The organism is Paracoccus salipaludis (assembly GCF_002287065.1).
Classification (GTDB): domain Bacteria; phylum Pseudomonadota; class Alphaproteobacteria; order Rhodobacterales; family Rhodobacteraceae; genus Paracoccus; species Paracoccus salipaludis.
In genome coordinates this window covers 13,427-39,604 of record NZ_NSJZ01000010.1, presented here as the reverse complement: position 1 = coordinate 39,604, position 26,178 = coordinate 13,427, and the positions used below count along the sequence as shown (strand labels likewise).

25 protein-coding genes and 1 pseudogene are annotated in these 26,178 nt (G+C 69.4%); 11 read left to right on the top strand and 15 right to left on the bottom strand.

Annotation, left to right across the window (positions count from 1 at the left end):
- Nucleotides 1-4: 4 nt before the first annotated feature.
- From CK240_RS11875 to CK240_RS11845, 8 genes and pseudogenes are all read right to left on the bottom strand, one after another.
- Entirely contained in the window at nt 5-1,492 is a 1,488-nt protein-coding gene (locus CK240_RS11875; RefSeq protein ID WP_095640562.1) for a M81 family metallopeptidase, read from the bottom strand.
- Complete coding sequence (locus CK240_RS11870; RefSeq protein WP_095640561.1) at nt 1,489-2,748, bottom strand: Zn-dependent hydrolase; 1,260 nt, start codon at nt 2,746-2,748, stop codon at nt 1,489-1,491. The genes CK240_RS11875 and CK240_RS11870 overlap by 4 nt, the downstream gene beginning before the upstream one ends.
- Before the next feature lie 20 nt (nt 2,749-2,768).
- Nucleotides 2,769-3,476 carry an ABC transporter ATP-binding protein gene (locus tag CK240_RS11865; RefSeq protein ID WP_095640560.1) on the bottom strand — a complete coding sequence of 236 codons (708 nt, stop codon included), beginning with the start codon at nt 3,474-3,476 and terminating at the stop codon, nt 2,769-2,771.
- A pseudogene (locus CK240_RS19220) lies at nt 3,473-3,553 on the bottom strand (ABC transporter ATP-binding protein C-terminal domain-containing protein); the annotation flags it as partial. The gene CK240_RS11865 and the pseudogene CK240_RS19220, both read right to left, overlap by 4 nt.
- Complete coding sequence (locus tag CK240_RS11860) at nt 3,554-4,240, bottom strand: ABC transporter ATP-binding protein (RefSeq protein WP_240517393.1); 687 nt, start codon at nt 4,238-4,240, stop codon at nt 3,554-3,556.
- Between the two features lies 1 nt (nt 4,241).
- Nucleotides 4,242-5,213, bottom strand: coding sequence for a branched-chain amino acid ABC transporter permease (locus CK240_RS11855; protein ID WP_095640559.1), 972 nt, complete (start codon nt 5,211-5,213; stop codon nt 4,242-4,244).
- A 1-nt stretch (nt 5,214) separates the two neighbouring features.
- Nucleotides 5,215-6,069, bottom strand: coding sequence for a branched-chain amino acid ABC transporter permease (locus CK240_RS11850; RefSeq protein WP_095640558.1), 855 nt, complete (start codon nt 6,067-6,069; stop codon nt 5,215-5,217).
- 73 nt (nt 6,070-6,142) lie between these two features.
- Entirely contained in the window at nt 6,143-7,354 is a 1,212-nt protein-coding gene (locus CK240_RS11845; RefSeq protein WP_095640557.1) for an ABC transporter substrate-binding protein, read from the bottom strand.
- Between the two features lie 330 nt (nt 7,355-7,684).
- On the opposite strand from CK240_RS11845, the gene tpa reads away from it, so the two are divergent.
- The 8 genes from tpa to CK240_RS11805 all read left to right on the top strand — a co-directional run bounded on the left by tpa (nt 7,685) and on the right by CK240_RS11805 (nt 14,361).
- Nucleotides 7,685-9,064, top strand: coding sequence for a hypotaurine--pyruvate aminotransferase Tpa (gene tpa / locus CK240_RS11840; RefSeq protein WP_095640556.1), 1,380 nt, complete (start codon nt 7,685-7,687; stop codon nt 9,062-9,064).
- Between the two features lie 308 nt (nt 9,065-9,372).
- Complete coding sequence (locus tag CK240_RS11835; RefSeq protein WP_095640555.1) at nt 9,373-9,678, top strand: c-type cytochrome; 306 nt, start codon at nt 9,373-9,375, stop codon at nt 9,676-9,678.
- Nucleotides 9,675-10,952: an NAD(P)/FAD-dependent oxidoreductase gene (locus CK240_RS11830; RefSeq protein ID WP_095640554.1), complete on the top strand. Its 1,278-nt coding sequence runs from the start codon at nt 9,675-9,677 to the stop codon at nt 10,950-10,952. The genes CK240_RS11835 and CK240_RS11830 overlap by 4 nt, the downstream gene beginning before the upstream one ends.
- Nucleotides 10,953-11,161: 209 nt before the next feature.
- Entirely contained in the window at nt 11,162-11,365 is a 204-nt protein-coding gene (locus CK240_RS11825; protein WP_095640553.1) for a hypothetical protein, read from the top strand.
- A complete protein-coding gene (locus CK240_RS11820; RefSeq protein ID WP_205957822.1) occupies nt 11,346-11,843 on the top strand; it encodes a thiosulfate oxidation carrier protein SoxY in 498 nt (165 codons plus the stop codon). The genes CK240_RS11825 and CK240_RS11820 overlap by 20 nt, the downstream gene beginning before the upstream one ends.
- A gap of 8 nt (nt 11,844-11,851) precedes the next feature.
- Nucleotides 11,852-12,178 (top strand): thiosulfate oxidation carrier complex protein SoxZ, encoded by a 327-nt coding sequence (locus tag CK240_RS11815; protein WP_095640551.1) that lies wholly within the window; start codon nt 11,852-11,854, stop codon nt 12,176-12,178.
- Nucleotides 12,179-12,604: 426 nt separating this feature from the next.
- The gene (locus CK240_RS11810; protein ID WP_135058834.1) at nt 12,605-13,273 is read left to right on the top strand and encodes a hypothetical protein; all 669 of its coding nucleotides are present in this window, start codon (nt 12,605-12,607) and stop codon (nt 13,271-13,273) included.
- A gap of 41 nt (nt 13,274-13,314) precedes the next feature.
- Nucleotides 13,315-14,361, top strand: a complete 1,047-nt coding sequence (locus CK240_RS11805; protein ID WP_240517392.1) for a TAXI family TRAP transporter solute-binding subunit — start codon at nt 13,315-13,317, stop codon at nt 14,359-14,361.
- A gap of 130 nt (nt 14,362-14,491) precedes the next feature.
- Here the strand turns inward: CK240_RS11805 and CK240_RS19530 are convergent, their stop codons facing one another.
- The 6 genes from CK240_RS19530 to CK240_RS11775 all read right to left on the bottom strand — a co-directional run bounded on the left by CK240_RS19530 (nt 14,492) and on the right by CK240_RS11775 (nt 22,567).
- Entirely contained in the window at nt 14,492-16,870 is a 2,379-nt protein-coding gene (locus CK240_RS19530; protein ID WP_338048964.1) for an amidohydrolase family protein, read from the bottom strand.
- A 114-nt stretch (nt 16,871-16,984) separates the two neighbouring features.
- The gene (locus CK240_RS19525) at nt 16,985-17,161 is read right to left on the bottom strand and encodes a hypothetical protein (RefSeq protein ID WP_338048963.1); all 177 of its coding nucleotides are present in this window, start codon (nt 17,159-17,161) and stop codon (nt 16,985-16,987) included.
- Nucleotides 17,162-17,215: 54 nt separating this feature from the next.
- Nucleotides 17,216-17,980 carry a squalene/phytoene synthase family protein gene (locus CK240_RS11790; RefSeq protein ID WP_095640548.1) on the bottom strand — a complete coding sequence of 255 codons (765 nt, stop codon included), beginning with the start codon at nt 17,978-17,980 and terminating at the stop codon, nt 17,216-17,218.
- Nucleotides 17,977-19,608: a citramalate synthase gene (cimA, locus tag CK240_RS11785; RefSeq protein ID WP_095640547.1), complete on the bottom strand. Its 1,632-nt coding sequence runs from the start codon at nt 19,606-19,608 to the stop codon at nt 17,977-17,979. Before cimA ends, CK240_RS11790 begins: the two co-directional genes overlap by 4 nt.
- Nucleotides 19,605-21,032: a cysteine--tRNA ligase gene (cysS, locus tag CK240_RS11780; RefSeq protein ID WP_095640546.1), complete on the bottom strand. Its 1,428-nt coding sequence runs from the start codon at nt 21,030-21,032 to the stop codon at nt 19,605-19,607. The genes cimA and cysS overlap by 4 nt, the downstream gene beginning before the upstream one ends.
- Before the next feature lie 146 nt (nt 21,033-21,178).
- Nucleotides 21,179-22,567, bottom strand: a complete 1,389-nt coding sequence (locus CK240_RS11775) for a diguanylate cyclase domain-containing protein (protein WP_167650034.1) — start codon at nt 22,565-22,567, stop codon at nt 21,179-21,181.
- 126 nt (nt 22,568-22,693) lie between these two features.
- Here CK240_RS11775 and CK240_RS18705 point away from each other — a divergent pair, with 126 nt between their 5' ends.
- The 3 genes from CK240_RS18705 to CK240_RS11760 are packed head-to-tail and all read left to right on the top strand — an operon-like array spanning nt 22,694 to nt 24,567.
- Nucleotides 22,694-22,972, top strand: a complete 279-nt coding sequence (locus CK240_RS18705) for a DUF3572 family protein (RefSeq protein ID WP_167650033.1) — start codon at nt 22,694-22,696, stop codon at nt 22,970-22,972.
- 57 nt (nt 22,973-23,029) lie between these two features.
- Complete coding sequence (locus CK240_RS11765) at nt 23,030-23,596, top strand: heme NO-binding domain-containing protein (protein WP_095640544.1); 567 nt, start codon at nt 23,030-23,032, stop codon at nt 23,594-23,596.
- Nucleotides 23,593-24,567, top strand: a complete 975-nt coding sequence (locus CK240_RS11760) for a GGDEF domain-containing protein (protein WP_095640543.1) — start codon at nt 23,593-23,595, stop codon at nt 24,565-24,567. Before CK240_RS11765 ends, CK240_RS11760 begins: the two co-directional genes overlap by 4 nt.
- A gap of 167 nt (nt 24,568-24,734) precedes the next feature.
- Here CK240_RS11760 and aptA read toward each other — a convergent pair whose 3' ends face one another.
- The gene (gene aptA / locus CK240_RS11755) at nt 24,735-26,060 is read right to left on the bottom strand and encodes an omega-aminotransferase AptA (RefSeq protein ID WP_095640542.1); all 1,326 of its coding nucleotides are present in this window, start codon (nt 26,058-26,060) and stop codon (nt 24,735-24,737) included.
- Between the last annotated feature and the right edge of the window lie 118 nt (nt 26,061-26,178).

The following is a 26,178-nucleotide window of genomic DNA, read 5'->3' as shown; positions in this document are numbered from 1 at the left end:
TCCTTCAGCCTTGCCAGATGATCTCGTCGTCCAGCGGATATATCGGCCGGGCCAGCTTGCGGAAGGCGAAGAGATCATGGTCCGAGGCCGTGACCCCCGAACTTGCGCATTCGACCACGGCTTTCGCCAGGGGCTCGAACACGGGGCGGCAGTACATGCGGGATTTCAGGTGCAGGAAGCGTGCTGACAGCCCGTCGATCCCCAGGCAGGTGAACACGCCCATGTCCAGCGGTTCGTGCGGCTGCTCGCAGACCACGATCCGCGCGGCGCCCGTGTCCAGCAGCGCCGCCCGGCCCATCGAGAGGACCTGCCCGTGATAGATCGGGCCGGTCACGCGGTAGCGGCCGTCCGACAGGGACAGGACCCGGCCCCGCAGCGTCAAGGGGGGATGCGGCAAAGGAAGGCCTTGGGCCGGGGTCTTGTTGCCCAGCCTGACCTCGACGGTGGCGCCCTCGCCGGCGGCGAACAACTGCGCCACAGTGCCGGCATCGGCGATGGGTCCGACAAGGATGCCGTCCTGACCCGCGGCCAGCAGTTCCTCCAGCACGTCCATCACGTCGCAGGTGCCGCCCGACATGCAGTTGTCGCCGTGGTCCAGCAGCAGGACCGGGGCCGAACCATCGGCCAGGGCGACCGCCCGCGAAATGGACGCCGCAAGCGGTTCCTCGTGGTAGATGTATTCCGCGCGGCGGCGCCATGCCTCGCGGCCCAGTTCCCGCGCGATCTCGGCGGCGAGTTCGGGCGTATCGGCGACGGTGACGACGGAAAGGCCCGTTTCCACAAGATCCGCGAGAGGAAAGCCGCCGAAAACGGTGACGGCCTGGACGCCGGGCCGACTTTCCGCCTGACGCGCCAGTGCCACAAGGTCGGTCATGGCGCAGTCGGTGGTCGTGTTCATGCACAGCGTCGCGGCCAGAATGGGCGGATGGCAGAGCGCCATGGCGGGCCGCGCGGCCCCGTCCAGCAGCGGTGCGAACAGGCGCGTGACATGCGCGCCCGTCTCGACCATGTCGACATGGGGGTAGGTCTTGAAGCCCACGATCACGTCGCAGTTGTCCAGCATGGCCTGCGTGATGTTGCCGTGCAGATCAAGCGCGACGCCGATCGGGACCCCCGGCGCGGCTGCACGCAGGCGGGCCAGAAGCTCGCCTTCGCCGTCATCATGGCTGCGCGTCACCATGGCGCCGTGCAGGTCCAGCAGGATGCCGTCGCATCCCTGCCTCACGGATTGCAGGATCGCCTGGGCCATGGCCTCGAAGGCGTCGTCCTCGACAGGCCCCGAGGGCATGGCATGGGCGATCAGCGGCACGTCGATCGCGGCCCCGATACGGCGGGCAAAGGCCTCAAAGGCCCCGAGGGCCGTGGGTGCGCCCTCGGCCGCCGCAAGCGCGTCGGGTCCCCACAGGGGATTGAAGGAGGAAAGCGGCGTCGGCACGGGCGAGAAGGTGTTCGTCTCGTGGTTCAGGCGGGCAAGGACAAGGCGCTTGCTCATGCGGCGACCTCGGCGCGGCGTTCGGCTTTGCGGCGGTCGTAATCCAGCACGGCCTCCAGCAGGACCTGCGCGCCGGCGGCGCATTCCTCGAGCAGGGTGGATTCCGCGGGGTTGTGCGACAGTCCACCCTTGCAGGGCACGAAGATCATCGTCGTCGGCGCGACGGCCGCGGCATGGACCGCGTCGTGACCGGCACCCGAGATCATGTCGCGGGTGGAAAGCCCGGCTGCCTTCGCCCCGGCCCGCACCGCGGCGATGCATTCGGGGTCGAAGGCCACGGGTGCCGTGCGCGAGATGGGGACGAGCCGATGCCCAAGCCCGTTCGCCTGCGCCGCCTCGGCCACCAGCGCGGCAACCTCCTGTTCCATCCGGTCCAGGACGGCGTCGTCGGGATGGCGCAGGTCGATGGTCGCGCGCACCTCGCCGGGGATGACATTGTGCGAGTTCGGACTGACCTCGAGGAAGCCGATGGTGCCGACGGCGTCCTTGTGGCTGCGGGCGATGCGGTCGATGCCCCCGATCACCTGCGCCATGCCGACAAGCGCGTTGCGGCGCAGGTTCATCGGCGTCGAGCCGGTGTGGGCCGCAGTGCCCGTCAGGCCAAGGTCGAACCAGCGCATCCCCTGCACGCCCTGCACCACGCCGATCTGCCTGCCCTCGGCCTCGAGGATCGGGCCCTGCTCGATGTGCAGCTCGAACATCGCGCCGAAGCGGACCGAGCCCGCCTCGGCCTCGCCACGCCAGCCGATGCGGTCGAGCGAGGCCCCGAAGCTGTCGCCCCCGGCATCGGTCCGGCTGTCGCCGTAATCGCGGCTGTAGACGCCGGCCCAGATGCCCGAGCCCAGCATGGCGGGCGAGAAGCGCGAGCCTTCCTCGTTCGTCCAGTTGACCAGCATCAGCGGCGCCTCGGACTGGAAGCCCGCCTCGTCAAGCGTCCGCAGCACCTCGAGCCCCGCGAGGACGCCCAGCACACCGTCGAACTTGCCGCCCGTGGGCTGGGTGTCCAGGTGGCTGCCCATGGCGATGGGCGGCAGGTCCGGGCGCCGCCCCGGGCGGGTGGCGAACATGTTGCCCGCCTCGTCCACGACCATCGTCATTCCCAGCGCATCGCATTGCGCCCTGAGCCAGTGCCGCACGCGGCTGTCGTCCTCGGACAGCGTCAGGCGGGCGATGCCGCCGTCCGGGGTGCCGCCGATCTGCGCCGTTTCCATGAGACTGCCCCACAGCCGGGCTGCGTCGATCTTGAGGTTGGACATGGATTGCTTTCCTTCCCGCCTCAGGCGGCCTTGACGCCGAGATAGCGGTCGATGGTGTCGGGGTCGGACCGGAACTGTTCGGCCGTGGCGCAATGCACGATCCGGCCCAGTTCCAGGATATAGTGGCGGTCGGCCAGCTGGCTGCAGACGGCAAGGTTCTGCTCGACCAGAAGGATCGGCACGCCGGCGTCGCGGATCAGGCGGATCTGGGCCACGATCTCCTCGACGATGATCGGGGCGAGGCCCTCGACGGGTTCGTCCAGCATCAGCACCCTCGGCCCGCCCAGCAGCGCACGGGCGATGGACAGCATCTGCTGCTCGCCGCCCGAAAGCTGGCCGCCGCCGTTCTTCCGGCGTTCCTCGAGGCGCGGGAAGATCCCGTAGATGTCCCGGATCGACCAGCGCGCGCCGCGGCGTTCGGCGATGCGCAGGTTTTCCTCGACCGTCAGCAGCTGGAAGATGCCCCGGTCCTCGGGCACCAGCGAGAGCCCTGCGGCCGCGATGCGGTGGGCGGGCTGGCCGGTGACGTCCCGGCCCTCCAGTTCGACCCGGCCTTGGCTGGGGGTGATCAGGCCGACCGCCGTCTTCAGGGTCGTGCTTTTCCCGGCGCCGTTGCGGCCGAGAAGCGTGACGATCTCGCCGGGCGCCACCTCCAGCGACACGCCCTGGAGGATGTGGCTTTTCCCGTAGTGGCTGTGCAGGTCCGACAGGCGCAGCGCAGGCGTCATGCGATGTCTCCGGTGATCATGTTGCCCAGGTAGGCGCGCTGCACCTCGGGGTCCTCGCGCACGACGGCGGGCGGGCCCTAGACCAGCTTGCGGCCCAGCCGCATCACCGTGACCATGTCCGAGATGTTCATGACGATGCCCATGTTGTGCTCGATGAACAGCACGGTGTGGTCGCGCCCGAGGTCGCGGATCAGTTCCTTCATAGCCTCGATGTCGTCGATGCCCATGCCCGAGGTCGGCTCGTCCAGCAGGATGACGCGGGGACGGGCGGCGATGGCCATGCCCACCTCGAGCCGGCGCTGCTGGCCGTGCGACAGCTCGCCCGCGATCCGCCCCGCCACGGCGCCCAGTTCCAGCCGCGAGATCACCTCGTCGGCGATGGCCAGCGCGCTTGTGTTCGACTCTGCCCGCCGCCACGGGGCCAGCGCCTGCCAGGGCGTGCGCCCCTGCGCGGCAAGGCGCAGGTTCTCGCGCAGGGTCAGGTTCGGGAACAGGCTCGTGACCTGGAAGGACCGCGCGATCCCCAGCCGCACCCGGTCGTCGTCAGAGGTGGTCGTTATGTCCTGACCATCCAGTTCAATCCGCCCGGCAGAGGCGCGGACGCGCCCGGTCAGCGCATGGAACAGCGTGGTCTTGCCCGCGCCGTTGGGCCCGATGATCGAATGGACGCTGTTGCGGCGGATCGCCAGATCGACGTCGGCCAGGGCGTTGAAGCTGCCGTATTTCACGCCCAGCCCGCGGGTCTGCAATGCGATGTCGGTCATCTCAGTGCTCCTCGGCCGGCTTGGTCGGGCTGGGCTCGCGCCGAAGCACGGCGTCATACAGGCGCTCGACCAGCCCCCACAGCCCGCGCTGCAGGAACAGCGCCACGGCAACCAGCACGAGGCCCAGAAGCAGCAGCCAGCGCGGCCAGACCGCGGACAGCGCGTCGGCCAGAAGCAGGTAGAAGCCCGCCCCCAGCACCGAACCGAACAGGCTGGAGCTGCCGCCGATGATGGTCATGATCAGGATCAGCTCGCTGGTGTGGTGTTCGATGTTCGACAGCGGGGCGACGCCGATCAGCATGGCGTGCAGCGCGCCCCCGAAAGCCGTGACCGCGCCCGAGATGGCGAAGGCCTCGATCTTGAACAGGCGGGTCGGGAACCCGATCGCGGCGGCGCGACCCTCGTTCTCGCGGATCGCGATCAGCGTGCGGCCGAAGGTCGATTGCGTGACCATCACCAGGATGGCGAAGATTGCCAGGAAGCAGACCGCGACATAGGTGTAATAGGACCAGGGCGCGTTCAGTTCTGCGCCGCCGAGGCTGGGACGCGGCACGCCCAGAAGGCCGTTGTCCCCGCCCGTGATGCCGCTGAACGTGTAGGCCATGAAATAGAACAGCTGCGAGAAGGCCAGCGTCAGCATGACGAAGTAGACGCCCTGCCGCCGGATCGACAGCCATCCCACCAGCGTAGCGATCGCCGCGCCGAGGATGGCGGAACCGGCAAGCACCAGCGGCACGGGCACCTGCCAGCGGGTCAGGCAGATGCCGGCCGCATAGGTGCCGACGCCGAAGAAGATGCCCTGCCCGAAGGACAGAAGGCCCGTGTAGCCGAGCAGGAGGTTGCAGGCGGCCACGACCATGGCGAAGATCAGGATCTCGGTCGCGAGGATGCCCGAGGTCAGGAACAGCGGCAGCACGGCGACGGTCAGCACCGCCAGGCCGAACTGCACGGCGGGTTTGTCGAGCGGATGCATCTCAGGCTCTCCCCAGCAGGCCGCGCGGCATCGTCGCGATCACGAGCGCCATGCCGAGGTAGATCATGAGCCGGGCCCCTTCGGGCCAGACGGTGGTCATGACGCTTTGGACAATGCCGACCAGAAGGCCCGCGACCAGCGCGCCCGTATAGCTGCCCATGCCGCCGATCACGACGACGACAAAGGCCACCGACAGCGCCTCGACGCCCATGAAGGGCTCGACCCCCCGGATCGGCGCCGCCAGGGCGCCCGCCAGACCGGCCAGCCCCGCGCCGAAGCCGAAGACGGCCGTGTTGATGCGCATGGTGTTGTAGCCCAGCAGCGCCATGTTCGACGGCGACTCGGACCCGCCGCGGACGATGGCGCCCAGCCGCGTGCCTTCCAGCAGCCACCACAGCAGCCCGGCAAGAACGGCGGTGAAGCCGATGGTGAACAGGCGGTACTGCGGATAGATGAAGTCTCCCGCGATCACGACGCCCTGCAGCCCCTCGGGCGCGGGCACGCTGCCGCCCAAGGGGCCCCAGGCGATGATCACCAGTTCCTGGATCACCAGCGCAAGGCCGACCGTCACGAGGATGTGGAAGGTGTGCGGCAGCTTGTAGATGCGGTGCAGAAGCAGCGCCTCGATCGCGGCGGCGATGCCCGCCACGATCAGCGTGGCCATCGGCATCGCCGCCCAAAAGCTGAAACCGCGCTGGGTCAGGTCGAAGGTCAGGTAGGCGCCCAGCAGGTAGAACGCGCCATGGGCGAAGTTCACGAACTGGAGCAGGCCGAAGATGACGCTGAGGCCGACGGCCAGCAGGAAATACAGCATTCCCAGGCCGATGCCGTTCAGAATCTGGAAAAGGTAGATCACGCAACTCTCCTGAAGTCGGGCGCGGGAAGGTCTCCGCGCGGGTCATGCGCCGCGCGGAGAAGGGCGGCGGACTTCAGGCCGTCATCTTGCAGCCGGACTGCTCGGCGGACAGGAAGGACTTGCCCGAACTGATGATGTCCACGTAGTCGTCCTTGCCGGCCATGGCGTCCTTGGCCTTGCCCTTGAGCAGGTAGTAATCCTTGATGACCTGGTGGTCGGCGGCGCGGATCTCCTCCTCGCCGGTCAGGCCCGTGTATTTCAGCCCTTCGAGCTGGCCGATCACTGCCGACCCCTCGGCCGAGCCTGCCTTGGCGGCCGCGTCCAGCAGCAGCTTGCTGATGATGTAGGACCCGGCGAAGGAATAGTTCGGGTTGAAGCCGTGCTTTTCCTGCACGCGCGCCACCAGTTCGCGGTTCAGGGGCGTGTCGGCCCCGTGCCAGTACTGCGCGCCGAAATAGACGCCCTCGCAGATGTCCGGGCCCAGCGCCTCGAACTGTTCCAGCCCCGAGGCCCAGGCCACGACGATCGTCATGCGCTGCTTCAGCCCGAAGCTGACCGCCTGGCGCAGCGTATCCGAGCTTTGCGCGCCGAAGTTCAGCAGCAGCAGCACGTCCGGCTGGGCGGAGATCGCATTGGTCAGGTAGCCGCTGAACTCCTTGTCGGTCAGCGAGTGATAGCTGTTGCCGACGTGCTCGATGCCCTTTTCGGCAAAGACGGCCTTGGCCGCGTTCAGAAGCCCGTCGCCGAACACGTACTGGGGCGTGATCGTGTACCAGCGCTTTGCCTCGGGCAGGGCGTCGATGATCGGGCGAACCGTCTGGTCGATGGCGCCGAAGGTCGGCACCGACCAGCGGAAGGTGGCCTTGTTGCAGTCGGGGCCGGTGATCTCGTCCGCGCCCGCCGTGGTCATGAAGCTGCCGCCGCCGCGCTCGATCTCCTTGCCCATGGCAAGCGACTCGGACGACAGGATGCCGCCCGCGAACAGCTTGATCCCGTCCTGCGCCAGCGCGTCCTGAACCTTGCGCACGGCGGTCGCGGGCTTGCCCTCGGTGTCCAGATCGAGGGTCGAGACCTCGATCCCGTGGGCCTTCGCGACCTCCTCGGCCGCCATCTGCGCGCCGATGGTGGCGAACTTGCCGTTCGCGGCAAAGGCGCCCGAGATCGGCACGGGCACCCCGATCTTCAGCGCCGCCCCTTGGGCGGAAGCCCGGCCCAGAAGGCCCGGAGTGGCGAGAGAGATCGCGGCAAGGGACGAGGTGGTCAGGAAGCTGCGGCGATTGAGCATGGGGTTCCCTGTTGTTTGCGTTGCCATTCGAAGCGGAAGCAACTCTAATAACTATACGGATAGATATGATCGTGTGTCCATGAAGATGAAACCGGCTGCCGGAAACAGGAATCCTACTGGAAACAGCGATCTGGTGCCTTTTTCGAGGGCGCGGTGCCGTCGTCGTCGGCAGCAGGCGAGGTCCGTGCGTGGACGTCGCCCTTCTGTTTTCCCGGCTGATTCGGACTTTGCTGCCGGGTCCGCCCGGCCCGGGCCCATGCGCCCGGGGCTACCCTTCGCGCCGCCCGCCTGGACTGCCTTTGACAACCTCTACACCGCAGGATCGCCACCATGCAGCACACTGAAACCCTGAACGACCTGTCGGGCGTCGTCGCGGCTGACCGCGCCCATGTCTGGCACCACCTGAGCCAGCACAAGCCATACGAGACCGCCGATCCCCGCGTCTTCGTCGAGGGCAGGGGGATGCGCCTCTGGGATGCGAAGGGGACCGAGTACCTCGATGCCGTCTCGGGCGGGGTCTGGACGGTCAACGTGGGGTACGGCCGCGAAAGCATCGCCAATGCCGTGCGCGACCAGCTGATCCGGCTGAACTACTATGCCGGCGCCGCGGGCACGGTGCCCGGCGCGGTGTTTGCCGAGAAGCTGATCGCGAAGATGCCGGGGCTGAGCCGCGTCTACTACTCGAACTCGGGTTCCGAGGCGAACGAGAAGGTCTACAAGATGGTGCGCCAGATCGCGGCCCGCCATCACGGCGGCCGCAAGTGGAAGATCCTCTACCGCGAGCGCGACTATCACGGCACCACCATCGGCACGCTCGCGACCAGCGGGCAGGATCAGCGGGCGATGCAGTATGGCCCTTACCCGGACGGCTTCGTCCGCGTGCCGCACTGCCTGGAATACCGCAAGCAGTGGCACGTCGGGAACTACGGCGAGCGCGCGGCGGATGCCATCGAGGAGGTCATCCTGCGCGAAGGCCCCGACAGCATCGGCGCGATCGTGCTGGAACCGGTCACGGCGGGCGGCGGCGTCATCACGCCCCCCGAGGGTTACTGGCCGCGCGTGCAGGAGATCTGCCGCAAGTACGACATCCTTCTGCACATCGACGAGGTCGTCTGCGGCCTGGGGCGCACCGGCACTTGGTTCGGCTATCAGAACTACGGCATCGAACCCGACTTCGTCACCATGGCCAAGGGGCTGGCGTCGGGCTATGCGGCGATCTCGTGCACGGCGACGACCGAGCGCGTCTTCGAGATGTTCAAGGACGCGCCCGAGGACAGCATGAGCTATTTCCGCGACATCTCGACCTTCGGCGGCTGCACCGCCGGCCCCGTCGCCGCCATCGAGAACATGCGGATCATCGAGGACGAGGGGCTGCTGGCCAACACCGTCGCCATGGGCGAGCGCCTGATGGCGAACCTGCAGGCTTTGATGGAGCGCCATGCGGTTATCGGCGATGTCCGGGGCAAGGGCCTGTTCTGCGGCGCCGAGCTGGTTGCCGACCGCGCCACGAAGGAGCCGCTGGACGAGAGGATGGTGCAGGCGATCGTGGCCGACTGCATGGCCCAGGGGGTCATCATCGGTGCGACGAACCGCTCGCTGCCGGGGCTGAACAACACCCTCTGCCTGTCGCCCGCGCTGATCGCCACGCCCGACGATATCGACCGCATCACCGACGCCATGGACCGCGCGCTGGCGAAGCTGGCCGGATGACCATCGTTCCCCGGTCCCGTTCCGGAAAGGGCAGCCCGGTCGACGGGCGGCGGCCTATCGGACCCTGAGTGGAACGGCAGCCGGGATCGGGCATCCTGCCGGCCCGTTCGCTGTTCCGCGCCCGTCTTCGGGCAGCGATCCCGCTGTCGGCCTGCGCCGTGTTCAGCGGAATGCGGGCGCTTGGCCGCTGCCGGTCGCCACTCGCCTGGACAGCCGCGGTGCCGATCCTCGGAGTTGAGATTCGGCAGGATGCCGTGCGAGCCTTCCGGCCAGGATGAACTGACCGTCACCAAGCCGAAGGCCGAGGCATGATCCGTCTTCTTTCCATCGTCTTTCTTGCTGGCGGGCCCGGCGCGGCAGGGGCGCAGGACCTTGACGCTGCCGCAGTGCAGGTGCTCGCCGGGCCTTGCGCCAGTTGCCACGGGCCGGACGGGCGGTCGCCCGGCGCCATCCCCTCGATCGCCGGGCTTCCCGAGGCGACGGCGGCCGAGCGGATGCTGGCTTTCCGCGACGGCGCCGATCCGGCCGCCACGATCATGCCCCGGCTGATGAAGGGCTATGACGAGGCCCAGATCCGGGCGCTTGCCCATTGGTTCGCCGAGATCGGGTCATGAGGGCGACGCGACGGGACATGCTTCTGGCCATGGGCGCGGGCATGGGGACGCTTGCGCTGCCCCAAATCCTGCGCGCGCAGGCGGCGGCCCACGTGGCCGTCGTCGGCGGCGGTTTTGGGGGCGCGACGGCGGCGCGTTACCTGCGCCGCCTGAACCCGGACCTGCGGATCACCCTGGTTGAGCCGCAGGAGCAGTTCGTGACCTGCCCCTTCTCGAACCTTTACCTCGGCCGGTTGCGGGATTGGGACAGCATCACGCATGGCTTCGACGGTCTGCGTGCGGCGGGGATCGAGGTGATCCACGCCCGGGCCGAGGACGTGGATGGTTCGGCCCGCAGCCTCGGCCTTTCGAACGGCGCGCGGCTGGACTGGGACCGGCTGGTGCTGTCGCCCGGCATCGATTTCCGCTGGGGCGATCTGGCCGGCTATGACGAGGCGGCGGCCGAGCTTGCTCCCCATGCCTGGAAGGCGGGCCCGCAGACGCAGCTGCTTCGCCGCCAGCTCGAGGCGATGGAGGATGGCGGCACCTTTGTCATGGTGGTGCCGCAGGGCGCCTTCCGCTGTCCGCCCGGCCCTTACGAGCGGGCCAGCATGGTCGCGCACTACTTCAAGACCCACAAGCCGCGGTCCAGGGTCCTCATCCTGGATTCGCAGGACAGGTTTGCCAAGCAGCCGCTGTTCCGGCAGGGCTGGCAGGCGCTTTACGGCGAGATGATCGAATGGGTCGGCCAGAGCGACGACGGGCTGGTGGTCGAGGTCGACGCAAGCACCCGCACGGCCCTCACCGCCTTCGGCACCCGCCACAAGGCGGACGTGCTGAACGTCATCCCGCCGCAGAAGGCCGGGCTGATCGCGGAACGCGCGGGCGTGACCGACGAGACGGGCTGGGTGCCGGTGCGGGCCGACCGGTTCGAATCCGTCCATGTCCCGGGCGTGTATGTCCTCGGGGACGCGACCATCGCCGCGCCGATGCCCAAGTCCGGCTTCTGCGCCAATGCGCAGGCCAAGGTCGCGGCGGCAGCCATCACCGCCGATCTGGCCGGACGCGAGCCGCCGCCCGCGAGCTTTGCCAACACCTGCTACAGCCTGGTCGGCCCGGGATGGGGCATCTCGGTTGCAGGCGTCTATCGGGCCGAGGGCGGGAAGGTCGTCGAGGTCGCAGGCTCCGGCGGGGTCAGCCCGCTGGAGGCCGGGCCGGAGTTCAGGCAGGCCGAGGCCGATCATGGCGCGGGCTGGTACGCGTCCATCTGCGCCGACATCTGGGGCACGGCGTGAGCGCGGCCGCGCTTGGCCTGCGGGGCGCGGACCTCGGCGCGGCGGCGCAGGCGGGCGTCCCTGCGACAGCCATCCCGGCGCGCAGCTTCCGTGCCGAGGGCTTCGGCGCCCCCGTCCTAAGCTGTGCGATCGGCGCGGCCGCAGGATCGCCCGGACCTCGACGGGCCACGTGGACCAGGGATGCCCGATCCTGTCGGGCGGCAATCGTGATGGCTGAACTTCCCGGCCACCTCTGCTATATGCTGGGTACGAAGCACCCGGGCGAGGTGGACCCGGTCGAGTTCACCCTTGAGGCGGGGGCCGGCGACCATGTCCATCAGACGCGGATCGACATCGACATGCGCGTGCCCGGCCTGACGGAAGAGGACCTCGCCCGGATCAATGGAAAGCGCGATGACGTCCTTCGGTTCTGACATGCGGCGGCGCGACCTTCTTGCCGGGGCGGCGGCGCTGGGCGGGCTGGCGGCGGCGGGCCTTGGACCCGCGGCCGCACAGGCGCAGTCCACCACGGCCATGCCGCAGATCGATTCCGCCGAAGCCGACCGGCTGGCGGCCGAGTTCGCCGCGGGCGCGGAGGTCCTGTCCCAGGGGCTGGCGCTGGACCTTCCGGCGCTGGGGGACAACCCCGCCGCCGTTCCGGTGCGCGTCCATGTCACCGAGCCGATCACCGACGCCTCGTGGTGCAGCGAGATCATCGTGATCGCCGACCTCAACCCCGGACCGTTGGCCTGCCGCTTCCGCTTCACCGCCGCCACCGGCTCGGCCGATGTGACGGTGCGGCTGAGATTGATCCGGTCCATGCCGGTCCGGGCTTATGCGCGGATGGAGGACGGCCGTGTGCTGATGGCCCGGCGGGACATCACCGTCGCCCCCGGCGGCTGCGGTCTGTAGGAGACAGCATGGCCCGTCCCCCCCGCATCTGGATCAGCAACGAAACCCCCGCGCCGGGCGAGATCGTCCGAGTCCGGGCGCAGATGGTCCATGTCATGGAAAGCGGCCTCCGGCTGGATGCCTCGGGCCAGACGGTCCCGCAAGACATCCTGACCGGCTTCACGGCTTCGCTGGGCGACAGCCTGCTGCTTGAATGGACCCCCGAGATGGCGATCTCGCAGAACCCCTATATCGAGTTCACCTTTGCCGCCCGCCATTCAGGCAGGCTGCGGATGGTCTGGACCGACCGCCGGGGCGTCGTCGCCCAGGCCGATCGCGACGTGACCGTGGGCTAGGGGCAGCATTCCTTCATTCCGCCACCGCGATCCTGCGCGGGCGTGCCTGCGCCATCACGGCGCTGCTTGACAGGTCGGGCCATGGTTGCGCTTGATGTCCTGAAAGGGGGGTGGGATGTGATCAGGCTCCTTGCTGCCAGTGGATTCTTGGCCGTCATGGCTGGCGCAGCCCTCGGGCAGAGCAGCGGCGCGTCCACCGACTTGCGCGCTCAGGAGGGGACCAGCGCCCCAGTGGACGACATCGCCGCGGCAGAGGACATTGCCGCCGCCCCGGCGGCGCAGGGCGGTGCCATGCGGACGGACCCGCCGGCAGACCAGGCGCGGACTGCCCCATCGCCCGGAAGCGGGCCAGCCGCAGCGCAGGAAACAGAACCGGCCCCGCAACCGGACGTCGCGGCAGCCGGAACAGGTGAGCCAGAGCAGAACATGGACGCGCGCCTGGCCGAATTGCGCCGGCAGGCCGCCGAGGCCGAAGCCCGCCTGGCGGATCTGGCGCAGCAACTCGACGGACTTGTGGTCCAGCGCGATCAGGTGAGGGATGAGGTCGCCGCGCTGGAGGCGCGGCGGAGCGAGGCAGAGGCCGCCCTGGCCCTGGCGCAGCAGCACGAGGCAACGCTGCGGCAGGAGGTGGAGGAGACGACAGCCCGTCAGGCGGCTGCAGAGGCGGCTGCCCTGGATGCCGAGCGCCGGCAGGCCGAAGCCGAGCAAGGCTTTGCCGAGGCGCAGGAGCTTCGCGACCTTGCCGAGGCGGCTCTGGCCGAGACCGCCGGGGAACTCGACCAGATGACTGCCATCCGCAGCCCGGTGCAGCAGGAGCCTGCCATGCCGGCTGCGTCAGGGCCGCAAGAGGATGCCGAGGCTCCGCAGCCCCAAGGGACCGTTGCGGCGACCTCGCAGCAGCCGGGGCGCCCCGCGGCAAAGGTCGATGGGGCCCTGTCGCGCGCCCCGGCATTGGGGACCGGGCCGCAGCGCGCCGATCTTCGGCGGCGCCTGATCGCAGGGGAATGCGCGCCCGAGGCCCTGCGGGGCGCCTATGGCCAGATCAACCGGCAGACGCTGCTGGCGCTGGTCGCCGAACTTGGCGCCTGCAGCTGACATCACCGGCCCGCAGAGCCGCAAGGGGGAGGAAGGAAAAGATGGGGAAGACCGGATGGCTCGGCCCGGCACTTGGCGCCATGCTGGCGTTGGCGACAGGCCCCGCCGCTGCACAGCAGGAGTTCGGCAAGGCGGTGATGACGGGCGGGGCGACCGGCACCTATATCCAGATCGGCCGCGATCTGGCGGGGGTGATGGCGGAATGCGGCCAGACGCTGGACGTGGTCGAGTCCGCGGGATCGCTCGAGAACTTCATGGCCGTGCGCACGCGCGGCAATACCCAGTTCGGCATCGTGCAGAACGACGTGCTGGAGTATCTGAAGACCTATTCCGCCGATGACCCGGCCGTGGCGCGCGCGATCCAGGGAGTGCGGATCGCCTTTCCGCTTTACGACGAGGAAGTCCATATCCTCGCCCGGTCGGACATCGGCAGCGTCGGCGATCTTGCGGGCAAGCGCGTGGCGATCGGGGTCGAGAACAGCGGCACCTTCCTGACCGCCTCGCTGGTGCTGGACCTGACCGGCACCCGGCCCGCCGAGCGCCGCAAGATCGCGCCCGCCGAGGCGCTGCCCGCGCTCAAGGCAGGCGAGATCGACGCCTTCTTCTATGTCGCGGGCGCCCCCACGGCCCTTTTCGCCGAAGGCGACATCGACGCCGGACAGTTCCACCTGGTGCCGGTCACGGACGAGACGCTGCAAAGCGTTTATGACGCGGTAACCATTCCCGCGAACACCTATCCCTTCCAGCCCGAGGAGGTGAGCGGGATCGCCGTCAAGGCGCTGCTCATGACCTTCGAGTACAACCCCCAGGGCAACAGCTACCAGAGGCAGAGCTGCAAGGCGGTGTCCGACCTGTCCCACCTGATCCTGACGCGGCTGCCGCAGTTGCAGGACGGGGGCCATCCCAAGTGGAAGAACGTCGATCTGCAGGACATCCCTGCGGGCTGGGACATCGGCGGCTGCGTCAATGCAGGGCTTCAGCCCGACTATCAGCTTGAATGCACGCGCCCGACCGTCAGCGCCGCGCCCGAGGAAAGCGAGGCGAACCGCGCCTATCGGCAGTATATCTGCTCGACGCTGGGGTGCTGAGCCGGGAACCGCCCCGGCATCGACCTTGAAGACTGCCATCCCCGCCCAAGGCCGCGAGAGCACCGGGCGAGGACGGGTGTGACCACGTTCCCTGCGGCGGAAAGGCAACCGGAACGCGCAGAAGCGCCCGTCAGTCGTCGCGCGCGCCGACACGGCGCAGATAGCGCGCGCGCGCCAGCAGCGCGCCCGCCACCGCCGCTCCGCCAAGCGCCCAGAGCAGGTGGCGGTTGGTCAGCCCCAACCGGCTTCGGGCGCTGCGGCGATAGCGCGGGTCGAAGAACCGGCTGCGCGACAGCAGCCTGCCCACGGGGCCCGGATCGCGGGGGATCAGGACCTCGAGCCGACGCGGGCCTTTTGCGTTCAGCCGGTCGATGGCGCCGATCAGCCCGCCGCAGTCCTCGACGGCTGCCTCCACCTCCTCGACCGAGACGCCCAGGTGCTCGGCCAGCAGGGCCGAGCGGATGGCGCGGATGCGGGCGCGGTCGGCGGGTTCCCGCGCGATCACCGCGACGTCGGCTTCGGTGTCGAAGCCCATCGAGCGGCGGTCGATGTTGCTCGATCCCACCCGCAGATGCATGTCGTCCACGATCAGCAGCTTGGCATGGACATAGATCGACTCGTCCGCCGCATTGACGGGCGAAACCATCCGAAAGCGGCGGAAGCGGTCGCGCGCCTGAAGGGCCAGCATCATGGTGCTGCGGGTGACATGCATCGCCGCATCCTCGATCGCGCCCTGAGCCGCCTCGGGATTGACGATCACCACCTCGGGTCCGTCGGGTTCGATCAGCCGGGCGGCGATGGCGCGGGTGATGCTGCCCGAGGCGAAATACTGCGACTCGATGTAGATGCAGCGTCGCGCCGAGGCGATGGCGTCCAGGTAGAGCCGTTCGATCTCGGCCACCCCGGGCGTGCCCCGCTCGGGCGGCTCGGTCCGCGCGATGGCCACGGGCATGTCACGGAAATCGACGGCCGCGCCCTCGGGCCACAGGTCGGCGGGCTCGGGTACCGGCTCGGGCAGGGGGGCGTCGTTGGCGCGCAGCCAGCGCGAGCGGGCCAGTTCGCCCAGGGCGCGCGCGGCAGGCCCCGACATCATCGCGGCCGCGTCGTGCCAGGGCTGGGCGATCTCGCCCGAGCGCAGGCCGCGGCGCGGGTCGCCCGAACGGTGGTCGCGCGTGTCCCAGCGGCCCGCCGTCACGTCGATGCCGCCGCAGAAGGCCAGCGCGTCATCGACGACCACGATCTTCTGGTGGTGACAGGCCCCGATCGGATGGCGGCCGTCGAAGGCCAGGTGGATCTGGTCGGGCGACATCAGCTTGATGCGCAGGGCCGGCAGCGCGCGTCCGGGCGCGATCAGGACACCGCCGCTCCATTTCAGAAGGTAGATGTCGAGATCGGGTCGGCGCTCGACCAGCGCGTCGAGGAAAGGGCCGACCTGGTTGGGCATCCCGTCCGGGGCATTGCCCTCGGCATCGCTTTCGCCCGGCAGCATGTCGATCTCGAAATCGAAGTCCCATCCGATCATCACGACAAGATGTCGCGCCGCAAGCAGCGCCTGGCGGAGGGTTCGGAAATAGGCCTGCCCGTCCACGATCAACGAAAAACGGTCGGCCGGGTCGACGCGCCAGCAGTTTCGACCCGGAGTAAAGGAAAGAGGCGTCATGATCCATGGGGATGAGAATATGCAGGGCCGCAACGGGGGCCGAGGGGACCGGGTTCCCTGAGACAGACGCCGGACCCGGGCGCTGCGCCACTCACGCATGGCGCAGCGCCCGGGGCGGCAAGCGTGCGTCCTATCTTTCGAACGCCTCGCTGGTCCGGCGGGGCAGGTAGGTGCCGGCAGGCTCGCCGGCCGGGGCACCGTCCAGCGCGATATTGCGCCCGCGCAGAAGGGTGCGGACAGGCCAGCCGGTGACCTCTTGCCCCTCGTAGGGGGTGTGTAGTCGCAGCCGTGGTTCAGGTCGGCCTGCCGGATGCTGCGGGTCAGGTTCGCGTCCCACAGCGTCAGGTCGGCATCCGCGCCGACGGCGATGCTGCCCTTGCGCGGGTAAAGACCATACAGCCGCGCGGGGTTCGTCGAGGTCAGCGCCACGAAGCGCTGCATGCTGATGCGGCCCCTGGACACGCCTTCGGAAAACAGGATCGGCAGGCGGGTTCCCACGCCCGGGATGCCGTTCGGCACCCAGCGGAACGAGGTGCGGGCGCCGGGATTGTTCTTGCCGGTGTCTGCCGGACCCCGAAAGCGGAACGGGCAGTGGTCCGAGGAGAACAGGTCGAAGGTGCCATCGCGCAGCCCCTGCCAGATCGCGGCCTGGCTGTCGGCATCGCGTGGCGGCGGCGAGCAGACGTATTTCGCGCCCTCGAAATCCATGTTCAGCCCGCGCAGGTCGTCGGCGGTCAGCGCGATGTACTGCGGGCAGGTTTCGGCATCCACCCTGAGCCCGCGCGCCCGCGCCCATTGGACCTGCTCCATCGGGTCGCGGCCCGAGACATGGACGATCACGATCGGCACGTCGATCAGCTGGGCATGGCTGATGGCGCGGTGGGTGGCCTGGCGTTCCGCGATCCGGGAATGGGCCTGGACGTGGTAACACGGCGGTGCGGCCCTCGGCCTCCAGGCGGCGGGTCAGGTGCCTGATCGTGTCATGCCCCTCGGCGTGGACCACCAACGCGCGGCCCTGCTGGCAACCTCGAAGACGTCCAGCAATTGAGCATCGTTCAGCACGAGGTCGTCGCAGGTCATGAAGACCTTGAACGAGGTGTAGCCGTCCCGCACCAGCGCCGGCAGTTCCTGCCCCAGCATCTGCGGCCGAAACGCGGCAAAGGTGTGTCCCGGCGACCTGTTCCAGAAGGTGTGTCAGACCCACCAGCGTCCGGTCAAAGCCAGTCGGGCAAGCGCCGCGCGGCGGCTGAAATCCGACGGGACGGCCGGTGGTTCCCCCGCCATGATGGCTTGCAGGACCTGCATCGGCGCCGGCCCCGCGAACAGGGCGGGGGCAGCCGCGCGGGGCAGGGTGCGGCGTGCCCCGGCCGCGTCACGGAATGCCTGCGCGGCGGTCCGGGCCAGCGCGGCAAGCTGCACGGGTTCTGCCGCGGCAAGCCCGAGACCCAACGGCTGCAAGGCGGGCTGAGCGCGCAGCCAGGCGGTCAGCGCCGCGCCCCGCCCCTGCGCGTGCAGCGCGGGCACGTCGGGGGCGCCCAGGGCCTGCGCGGCGTGGGTCATCAGGGCGCCCCCGGTCGCGTCGGCATAGGCGACCACCTCCTCGACGGACTCGAAGGATTCTCGCGCGGCGTCGTGGCGGCGCGCCTCGGCCAGCGGCGCAAAGGCGGCGGCCCCCGGTCCCCAGGCGGACCAGAGGGGCGACAGCAGCTCGTGCGGCGGGGGGGGCGCGACGGCCATCGCGCCCAGCCGGTCGATCCACCACTGGACCCGCATCTCGGCGATCAGGGGATCGCGGGCCGACAGGGCCGTGCGCGCCAGTTCCGCGTTCAGCGCATAAAGCGTCACCAGCTTGGCCTGCGCCTCGCCGCGCGCCAGCATCGCCGTGGCGAAGCGGTCGGGATCCTCCTGCCGCAACCGCTCGGCCAGCCGCCGCGTCGCGGGATCGGGCAGGCCGCTCATGCCGCGCCGTCGCGGATCAGCTTCCAGCGGATCGCGTCCGCGAGCGCCTCGAAGCTGGAATCGACGATGTTGGGCGACACACCCACCGTGGACCAGGTCGCGCCCCGGCTGTCCGTGAAGTCGATCGTGACGCGGGTCACGGCGTCGGTGCCCGCGCCGATGATGCGCACGCGGAAGTCGGCCAGCGTCATCTCGTCGATCAGGGCCTGCCACGGGCCGAGGTCCTTGCCCAGGGCCCGCCACAGGGCGTTGACGGGGCCCGCGTCCTCTCCGTTCGCGCCGATGCTGTCGCTGACGGACATCACGCGCTGCTCGCCCAGGCGGACGACGACGACCGCCTCGCTGACCGAGATGCGGCGGCCCATCGCGTTCATCCGCCGCTCGACGGTGACGCGGTAACGCTCGACCTCGAAGAAGGCGGGCAGGGCGTTCAGTTCCGCGCGCGCCAGCAGCTCGAACGAGGCCTGGGCCGAGTCGTAGGCATAGCCCTGATCTTCGCGGTCCTTCACGGCCGACAGGATGCGGGCCAGCGCGGGGTCGTCGGGCGCGACCTCGATCCCCGCGCCGGCCAGCCGCGCGCGCAGGTTCGATTGCCCCGCCTGGTTCGACATCGGGATGATGCGCGCGTTCCCGACGGTGGCCGGGTCCACGTGTTCATAGGTCTGGGGCGCCTTCAGGATCGCGCTGGCGTGCAGGCCCGCCTTGTGGGCGAAGGCCGAGGCGCCGACATAGGGCGCGGCCCGCAGCGGCGCACGGTTCAGGATCTCGTCCAGGCGGCGAGAGACCCGGGTGAGGGTCGCCAGCGCCTCGGGCGTGATCCCGGTGGTCAGGGTCGAGCGGAAGGGCTCCTTCAGCATCAGCGTCGGAATCAGGCTGGTGAGGCTTGCGTTGCCGCAGCGCTCGCCCAAGCCATTCAGCGTCCCCTGCACCTGCCGCGCGCCCGCCGCGATGGCGGCCAGCGAGCAGGCGACGGCGTTGCCCGTATCGTCATGGGCGTGGATGCCGAGGCGCTCGCCGGGGATGCCGGCCGCGATCACCTCGCGGGTGATCTCGCCCACGCGCTCGGGCAGCGTGCCGCCGTTGGTGTCGCAAAGCACGATCCACCGCGCGCCCGCGTCATGGGCGGCGCGCAGGCAATCCAGCGCGTAAGACGGATTCGCCTCGTAGCCGTCGAAGAAATGCTCGGCGTCGAAGATCGCCTCGCGTCCTTGCGCCACGACATGGGCGATCGAGTCCGCGATGTTGGCGAGGTTCTCGTCCGGTGTGATCCCCAGCGCCTCGGTGACGTGGTAATCGTGGGTCTTGCCGACAAGGCAGACGGCCTTCGTGCCCGCATCCAGCACCGCCGCCAGCACGTCGTCGTTCGCGGCGGACCGGCCCGCCCGCTTGGTCATGCCGAATGCGGTCATGGTGGCGCGGGTCTTTGGCGCCGCCGCGAAGAAGTCGCTGTCCGTGGGGTTCGCACCGGGCCAGCCGCCCTCGATGTAGTCCACACCGAGCGCGTCCAGCATCCGTGCGATCTCGGCCTTCTCGGCGGCCGAGAACTGGACGCCCTGCGTCTGCTGCCCGTCGCGGAGGGTGGTGTCGTAAAGGGTGAGGCGCGCCGGTGCTTCAGGGTTCGAAGTCATTTCAGCGCCTCGACCGCCTCTGCATCGAAACCTGCGCCGGGTGCGAGATCGACCCCGGCGGCCGTCATCCGCACCTCGACCCCGGCCGCCAGAAGGGCCGATTTCAGGGCATCGACGGCCGAAAAGTCCTTGCTGGCCTTTGCGGCAATCCGCAACTCCTGCAGCCGCGCGCCGAGCCCGCTGAGATCGATCCCCCCGGACTTGAGCCGCCGCCACTCTCCCCCGGTCATCGGCAGAAGGCCGAGAAGTCCGGCCGAGCGCTTCAACCCTGCCGCCGCGGCCGTGTCGCCTGGACGGATGGCGCCCGCCTGCCGGATCAGCGCGTGCAGCGCGGCCGAGCTGTTCAGGTCATCGGCCAGCGCCGCGACCACCTCGGGGTTCGGCGCCTGAGACCGGTCCGGGGATGTCTCGCCGACTACTTCGTAAAGCGTGTCCAGCGTCTTGGTGGCCTCGGCGACCTTCTCTGCCGTCCAGTCCATCGGCTTGCGGTAATGCGTCATCAGGAAGACATACCGGATCACCTCGCCCGGAATGCCCTGGTCCAGCAGGTCGCGCACGGTGAAGAAGTTGCCCAGCGACTTGGACATCTTCTTGCCCTCGACCTGCAGCATCTCGTTGTGCAGCCAGACGCGGGCGAAATCCTCATGCGGGTGGGCGCAGCAGCTTTGAGCGATCTCGTTCTCGTGGTGGGGGAACTGCAGGTCGATGCCGCCGCCGTGGATGTCGAAGCTTTCGCCCAGCAGCGCCGCCGACATGGCGGAACACTCGATGTGCCAGCCCGGGCGGCCCCGGCCCCAGGGGCTTTCCCATCCCGGTTCCTCATCCGACGAGGGTTTCCACAGGACGAAATCCATCGGGTCGCGCTTGAAGGGCGCCACCTCGACGCGGGCGCCCGCGATCATGTCGTCCACCGAGCGTCCCGACAGCCTGCCATAGGCGGGGAACGACCGGACATCGAACAGCACGTGCCCTTCGGCCGCATAGGCGTGGCCCTTGGCGATCAGCGCCTCGATCATCGAGATCATCTGGGGAATATAGTCGGTCGCGCGCGGCTCGTGATCGGGGCGCAGGGCGCCGAGCGCGTCCATGTCGGCGTGGTACCAACCGATGGTTTCCTCGGTCCGTTCGCGGATCAGTTCCTCAAGCGGACGCGGGTCGCCGGCCTGCTGGCGCGCCAGGGCCGAGGCGTTGATCTTGTCGTCCACGTCGGTGAAGTTGCGGACATAGGTGACGCGGTCCTCGCCGTAAACATGCCGCAACAGACGGTAGAGCACGTCGAAGACCACCACCGGGCGGGCGTTCCCCAGATGGGCGCGGTCGTAGACCGTAGGTCCGCATAGATACATCCGCACGTCCTGCGGATCGATCGGGGCGAACCGCTCTTTCGATCGGGTGCGGGTGTTCGTCAGCTTGATCTCGACCATGAGGTTCCCCAGAGGCGGGGTCCATGTCGCACGTGAACAGCCCGCCTGTCGCGTGTCAGACGGTAATGCAGCGGATGGTGCGGCGGCGGTTCATGGCGCACCGCATAGCAGCGCGTCCGCTGGCGGGCAAGCGCCGCGATCCCGCGTCACGCCGCTGCCCCGATGCCCGAGATCATGACCTGGTCGCGCCCGCCGCGCTTGGCCCTGAGCAGGGCATGGTCCGCCTGTCGGAGCAGGTCCTCGGCCCGCGACTGCGCGTCCTGCCAACCGGCCTTGAGGCCCGCGACCCCGGCCGAGATCGTGATCCTCAAGCCGATCCCTGCGTCCCGACCGGGCAGCAGGATCGGCGTCCCCGACACGAGGGCGCGCATGTGCTGGGTCAGCGCGGCGGCGGCGGCTTCGGAAGTCTCGGGCAGGACGGCCAGGAACTCCTCTCCTCCGACCCGGGCGACAAAGCCATGGGCCGGAACCGCCCGTTCAAGCCGGGCCGCGACCTCGGCAAGAACGGCGTCGCCTGCCGCATGGCCGTGACGGTCGTTGACCTCCTTGAAGCGGTCGATGTCGATGGCCACGACCGCGCAGCCCTCCTGGCCGCCGGGGCGGCAAAGCTCGACCAGCCGGGGCAGGGCGAAGCGGCGGTTGGGCAGGCCGGTAAGCGGGTCGGTCCAGGCCAGGGCCCGCTCGCGCTCTTCCGCGGCGCGGTGGCCGTCGGCGGACATCTTGTGCCGGATCAGCGCCGTCAGCCGCAGCGCGGCCTCGTCCGCCGCCTCGGGCGACCCCAGGGCCGAGGGCAACGCATCGCCCGCGCCAAGGTCGAGCGCCACCGACATCATGTCGTCCCGGTCGGCCTCGAAGGCCACCGCAAAGGCCGCGTTGCGCGACGACCGGCGCGAGCGCAGCTCGGACAACAGCCGCAGGCTGTCGCCGGGCCGGCCCGCGTCCGCTGCGATCAGGTACAGGTCCGGCACTAGCCCGATCGCCGCCTCGGCCAGGGCGCGGTCGGGATCGGCAAGGCGGAACTGCGCGGCAAGCCGGGGCGCGAGGACCTGGCGCCATCCCCGCGCGACGCCAAGGTCGGCGGCGATCACCAGGGTCGTCGGCGCCGCGGCGGGCTTTGCGGGCAGGAACGCCTGCTGGTCCTCGGCAAGCCCGGGACCACGCGAAGGCGCGGCATGGATCTGGCGGTCGCGCATCAGCCCCCGGATGCGCGCGAACAGGCTGTTCTCGTCGAGGGGCAGGTCCAGAACCGCCTCGGCGCCGGCCTGAAGCGCCGCGATCCGCCGGTTCCGGGGCACCGCCATCACCACGGGAAGGCCCGGCGCCTGGGCGCCGATGCGCGCACAAAGCTCTATCGCGTCCATGTCGCCGGGCGGCCCGCCCACCAGCACCATGCTGGGGCGGCAGCGCGCCAGCACGCCCAGCGCCTCGACCCCCGTGCGGGCGGTCAGGGGATCATAGCACGCGGCCGCGAGACGCACCTTCAGGGTGATGCGGCTCGTGGCCGTGCCATCCACCACCAGGATCTGCCCCTCCATCGCTGTGCCTCGCAGGTTGCGCCAACAATGCCACTTTGCGGCAAACTGATTAACAAAGCGTTTCCGTGCAGCTTGTTCACCGATGTGTGCTTGCGGCCGGCACCCGGGCGCGGCAAGGAGTGGGGCATGATCTCTCGAAACTCTCTCGACGCACTGGCCGAGGCGATCCTGGCGCATCTCGCCGAAAACCCCGAACTGGTTGAGGCGCTGGTGGCCGAAACCGGGCTGATGCCCGCCGATCTGCGCAGGCTGGCCGCTGAGCCGACCACGGATTTCGCAACTGCCCTTCTGGATTTCATCTGCGCTTCGGATGATCGCCTTGTGGCCTTCGCTGCGGCCTCCGGCTGGTCCGAGACAAGGGTGGCCCACACGCGCGAGGCGCTGGCCGCAGGCGTGCTGCGCTGATCTTTACCTGCGCTTAATGCCCACCGCGCTAAGGAAGGCCCAAAGCAGGAGAGTCGGATGCACGGGCTGGTCAATCGCGCGATCGAGGAGTTTGCTCGCGTCACCTATGGCGAGCCGGTCTGGGCGGCGGCTGCGGGAGTCGCGGGCGTCGATCCGCGCGGGTTCGAGCTGATGGGTGCTTACGAGGACCGGGTCACGGCCAGCCTGCTGGCCGGCCTTTCCGTGCGGCTGGGCCGCTCGACCGAGGAGTTTGCCGAGGATCTCGGGACCTGGGCGGCGCAACGGCCATCGGTGCGCCGCCTCCTGCGCTTCGGAGGCAGCGACTTCGCTGCCTTCATGATGACGCTGGAGGAACTGCGCGGGCGGGGCCAGCTTGTCGCGCCGGGCCTCGAACTGCCCGCGCTTTCCGTGAGGGTGACAGGGCAGGGCTGGCGGGTCGATTCCGACTGCCATGTCCTGTGGCTGCACGCCGTGGCAGGGATGCTGCACGCCATGGCGGACGACTATGGCGTGCTGGCCGTGATCGAGGTGAGGGGCAGCGGCATCCTTGTGGACGTTCCGGTGGTGGACTTCAACGAAGGCCGCCCCTTCTCGATCAGCGATCCGGCCGTGGGGGCCGCATGACGCTTGCCGAGGCCGCGCTGGCGCTGATGCCCATGCACCTGCACGTGGATGCCGCAGGACAGATCCTGTCGGCCGGCCCCACGCTGCGACGGCTGGTCGGCGATGCGGCGACGTTCGAGGCGGCGTTCGAGGTGGTCGGCCAGACGCCGACTGGCCCGCTGCTGCGGCTGGCCCATGCCGAGCGGGTGTTCCTGCGCACGCGCACCCAACCTGCGCAGATCCTGCGTGGTCGGGCCATCGGCCTGCCGGACGGCGGCCTCGTTCTCAACCTCGGGCTCGGGATCGGGCTGGTCGAGGCGATCCGCGGCTTCGACCTGACCGACCGGGACTTCGCCCCCGCCGACCTGGCGATGGAGTTCCTGTTCCTGCACGAAGCCAACAGCGCCATGACGCAGGAGCTGTCGCGCGCCAACCGCCGGCTTGAGGATGCGCGGTCCCGCGCCGAGGCCGAGGCCTTCACCGACCCGCTGACCGGGCTTTACAATCGGCGGGGGCTGCACCTTTCCTTTGAGGCGCTTCGGCAGGGCACGCTGCACGCGGTGCCGCAGCACTTCGCGCTGGTCGTCATGGACCTGGACCACTTCAAGGCCCTGAACGACAGCCGGGGCCATGCGGCGGGCGATGCCATGCTGCGCCATGTGGCCGACGGCCTGCAGGCGATCACGCGGGGGATCGACACGCTGTCCCGCACAGGGGGCGACGAGTTCGTCCTTCTGCTGCCGGGGCTCTGCGATCCTGCGGCGCTGGAGGCGATGGGCCGACGGATCATCGCCCAGGTCGAGCGTCCGGTCGAAATCGCGGGCGAGATCTGCCGCGTCTCGGCAAGCCTCGGCGTGGCCATCTCGTCGCGCTATGCCGGGGTGGACTGGGACCGGATGGAGGCCGAGGCCGATGCCGCGCTTTACGCCGCCAAATACGCCGGCCGCGGTTGCACCCGCATCGCCGGGGGAGAGGAACGGGAGGGCAGCTAGCGAAGCGCCGCCGCCTTCCAGCGGCCTGCGCGAAAGGCCGCGGCCCGGTATCAGCGGCGCGACATGCAGCATCGGCTGCGATGCAGTGGGGCAAGCCGGCCGCCCCGTCCTCGCCGAGCCACCCCCAAGCCCCGGAGCCCATGCATCCCGGGGCTATTATGCCAGCGTCAGCTCCCTGCCTTCAGCACCTTGCCCAGCGTGGCGACTAGTTCGTCGATCTGCGCCTCGGTGATGATGAGGGGCGGGGAAAGCGCGATGATGTCGCCGGTGACGCGGATCAGGATGCCCGCCTCGAAGGCGCGCAGGAAGGCGTCGAAGGCGCGCTTGCCGGGCTGGCCCTCGACCGGGGCAAGCTCGACGGCGCCGATCAGGCCCATGTTGCGGATGTCCACGACATGCGGGTGGTCCGCCAGTGAATGCAGCGCCTTTTCCCAATGCGCCTCGAGCTGGGCGGCGCGGGTCAGCAGCCCTTCCTCGGCATAGGTTTCCAGTGTGGCGATCCCGGCGGCCGAGGCGATGGGGTTGCCCGAGTAGGTATAGCCGTGGAACAGTTCGATCACATGTTCCGGACCCTGCATGAAGGCGTCGTGGATCGCCGCCGAGGTCAGGACAGCGCCCATCGGGATGACGCCGTTCGTCAGCCCCTTGGCGCAGGTGATCATGTCGGGCACCACGCCGAAGTGCTGCGCCGCGAAGGGAGAGCCGAGACGGCCGAAGCCCGTGATGACCTCGTCGAAGATCAGCAGGATGCCGTGCTTGCGCGTGATGTCGCGCAGGCGTTCCAGATAACCCTTGGGTGGCAGCAGGACACCGGTCGAGCCCGCCATCGGTTCCACGATCACGGCGGCGATGGTATCGGCGCCGTGCAGCGCGACGATACGCTCCAGTTCGTCGGCCAGATGCGCGCCATGTTCCGGCTGCCCGCGCGTCATGCGGTTTTCCGGCAGATGCGTATGGGGCAGGTGGTCCACCCCGGCCAGCAGGCTGCCGAAGACGCGGCGGTTGCTGACGATGCCGCCCACCGAGATGCCGCCGAAGCCCACGCCGTGATACCCGCGCTCGCGCCCGATCAGGCGCGTCCGGCTGCCCTCGCCGCGCGCGCGGTGATAGGCCAGTGCGATCTTCAGCGCGGTATCCACCGCCTCGGAGCCCGAGTTGGTGTAGAACACATGCTCCAGTCCCTCGGGCGCGATGTCGATGATCCGGTTGGCGAGTTCGAACGCGCCCGGATGTCCCATCTGGAAAGCCGGCGCATAGTCCAGCGTGCCGACCATCCCGCTGACCGCCTGGGTGATGCGCGGCCGGCAATGACCGGCGTTGCAGCACCAGAGCCCTGCGGTCCCGTCCAGGACCTTGCGCCCGTCCGCCGCCGTATAGTGCATGTCCTGCGCCGAGACGAGCATCCGGGGCGCCTGCTTGAACTGCCGGTTCGCGGTGAAGGGCATCCAGAAGGCGCGCAGGTCGTTCGGCGCGGGCTTGCGGTCCAGTGGCATCGGAGACCTCGATCGGGGAAAGCCCGTGCGGGCGGTGTCGCGGGACGCTAGCATGGAAGGGTGTGCAGTCAAGCCGACCCCATCAACGGACTTGCCAAACCGCCCGCGCATGACCAGA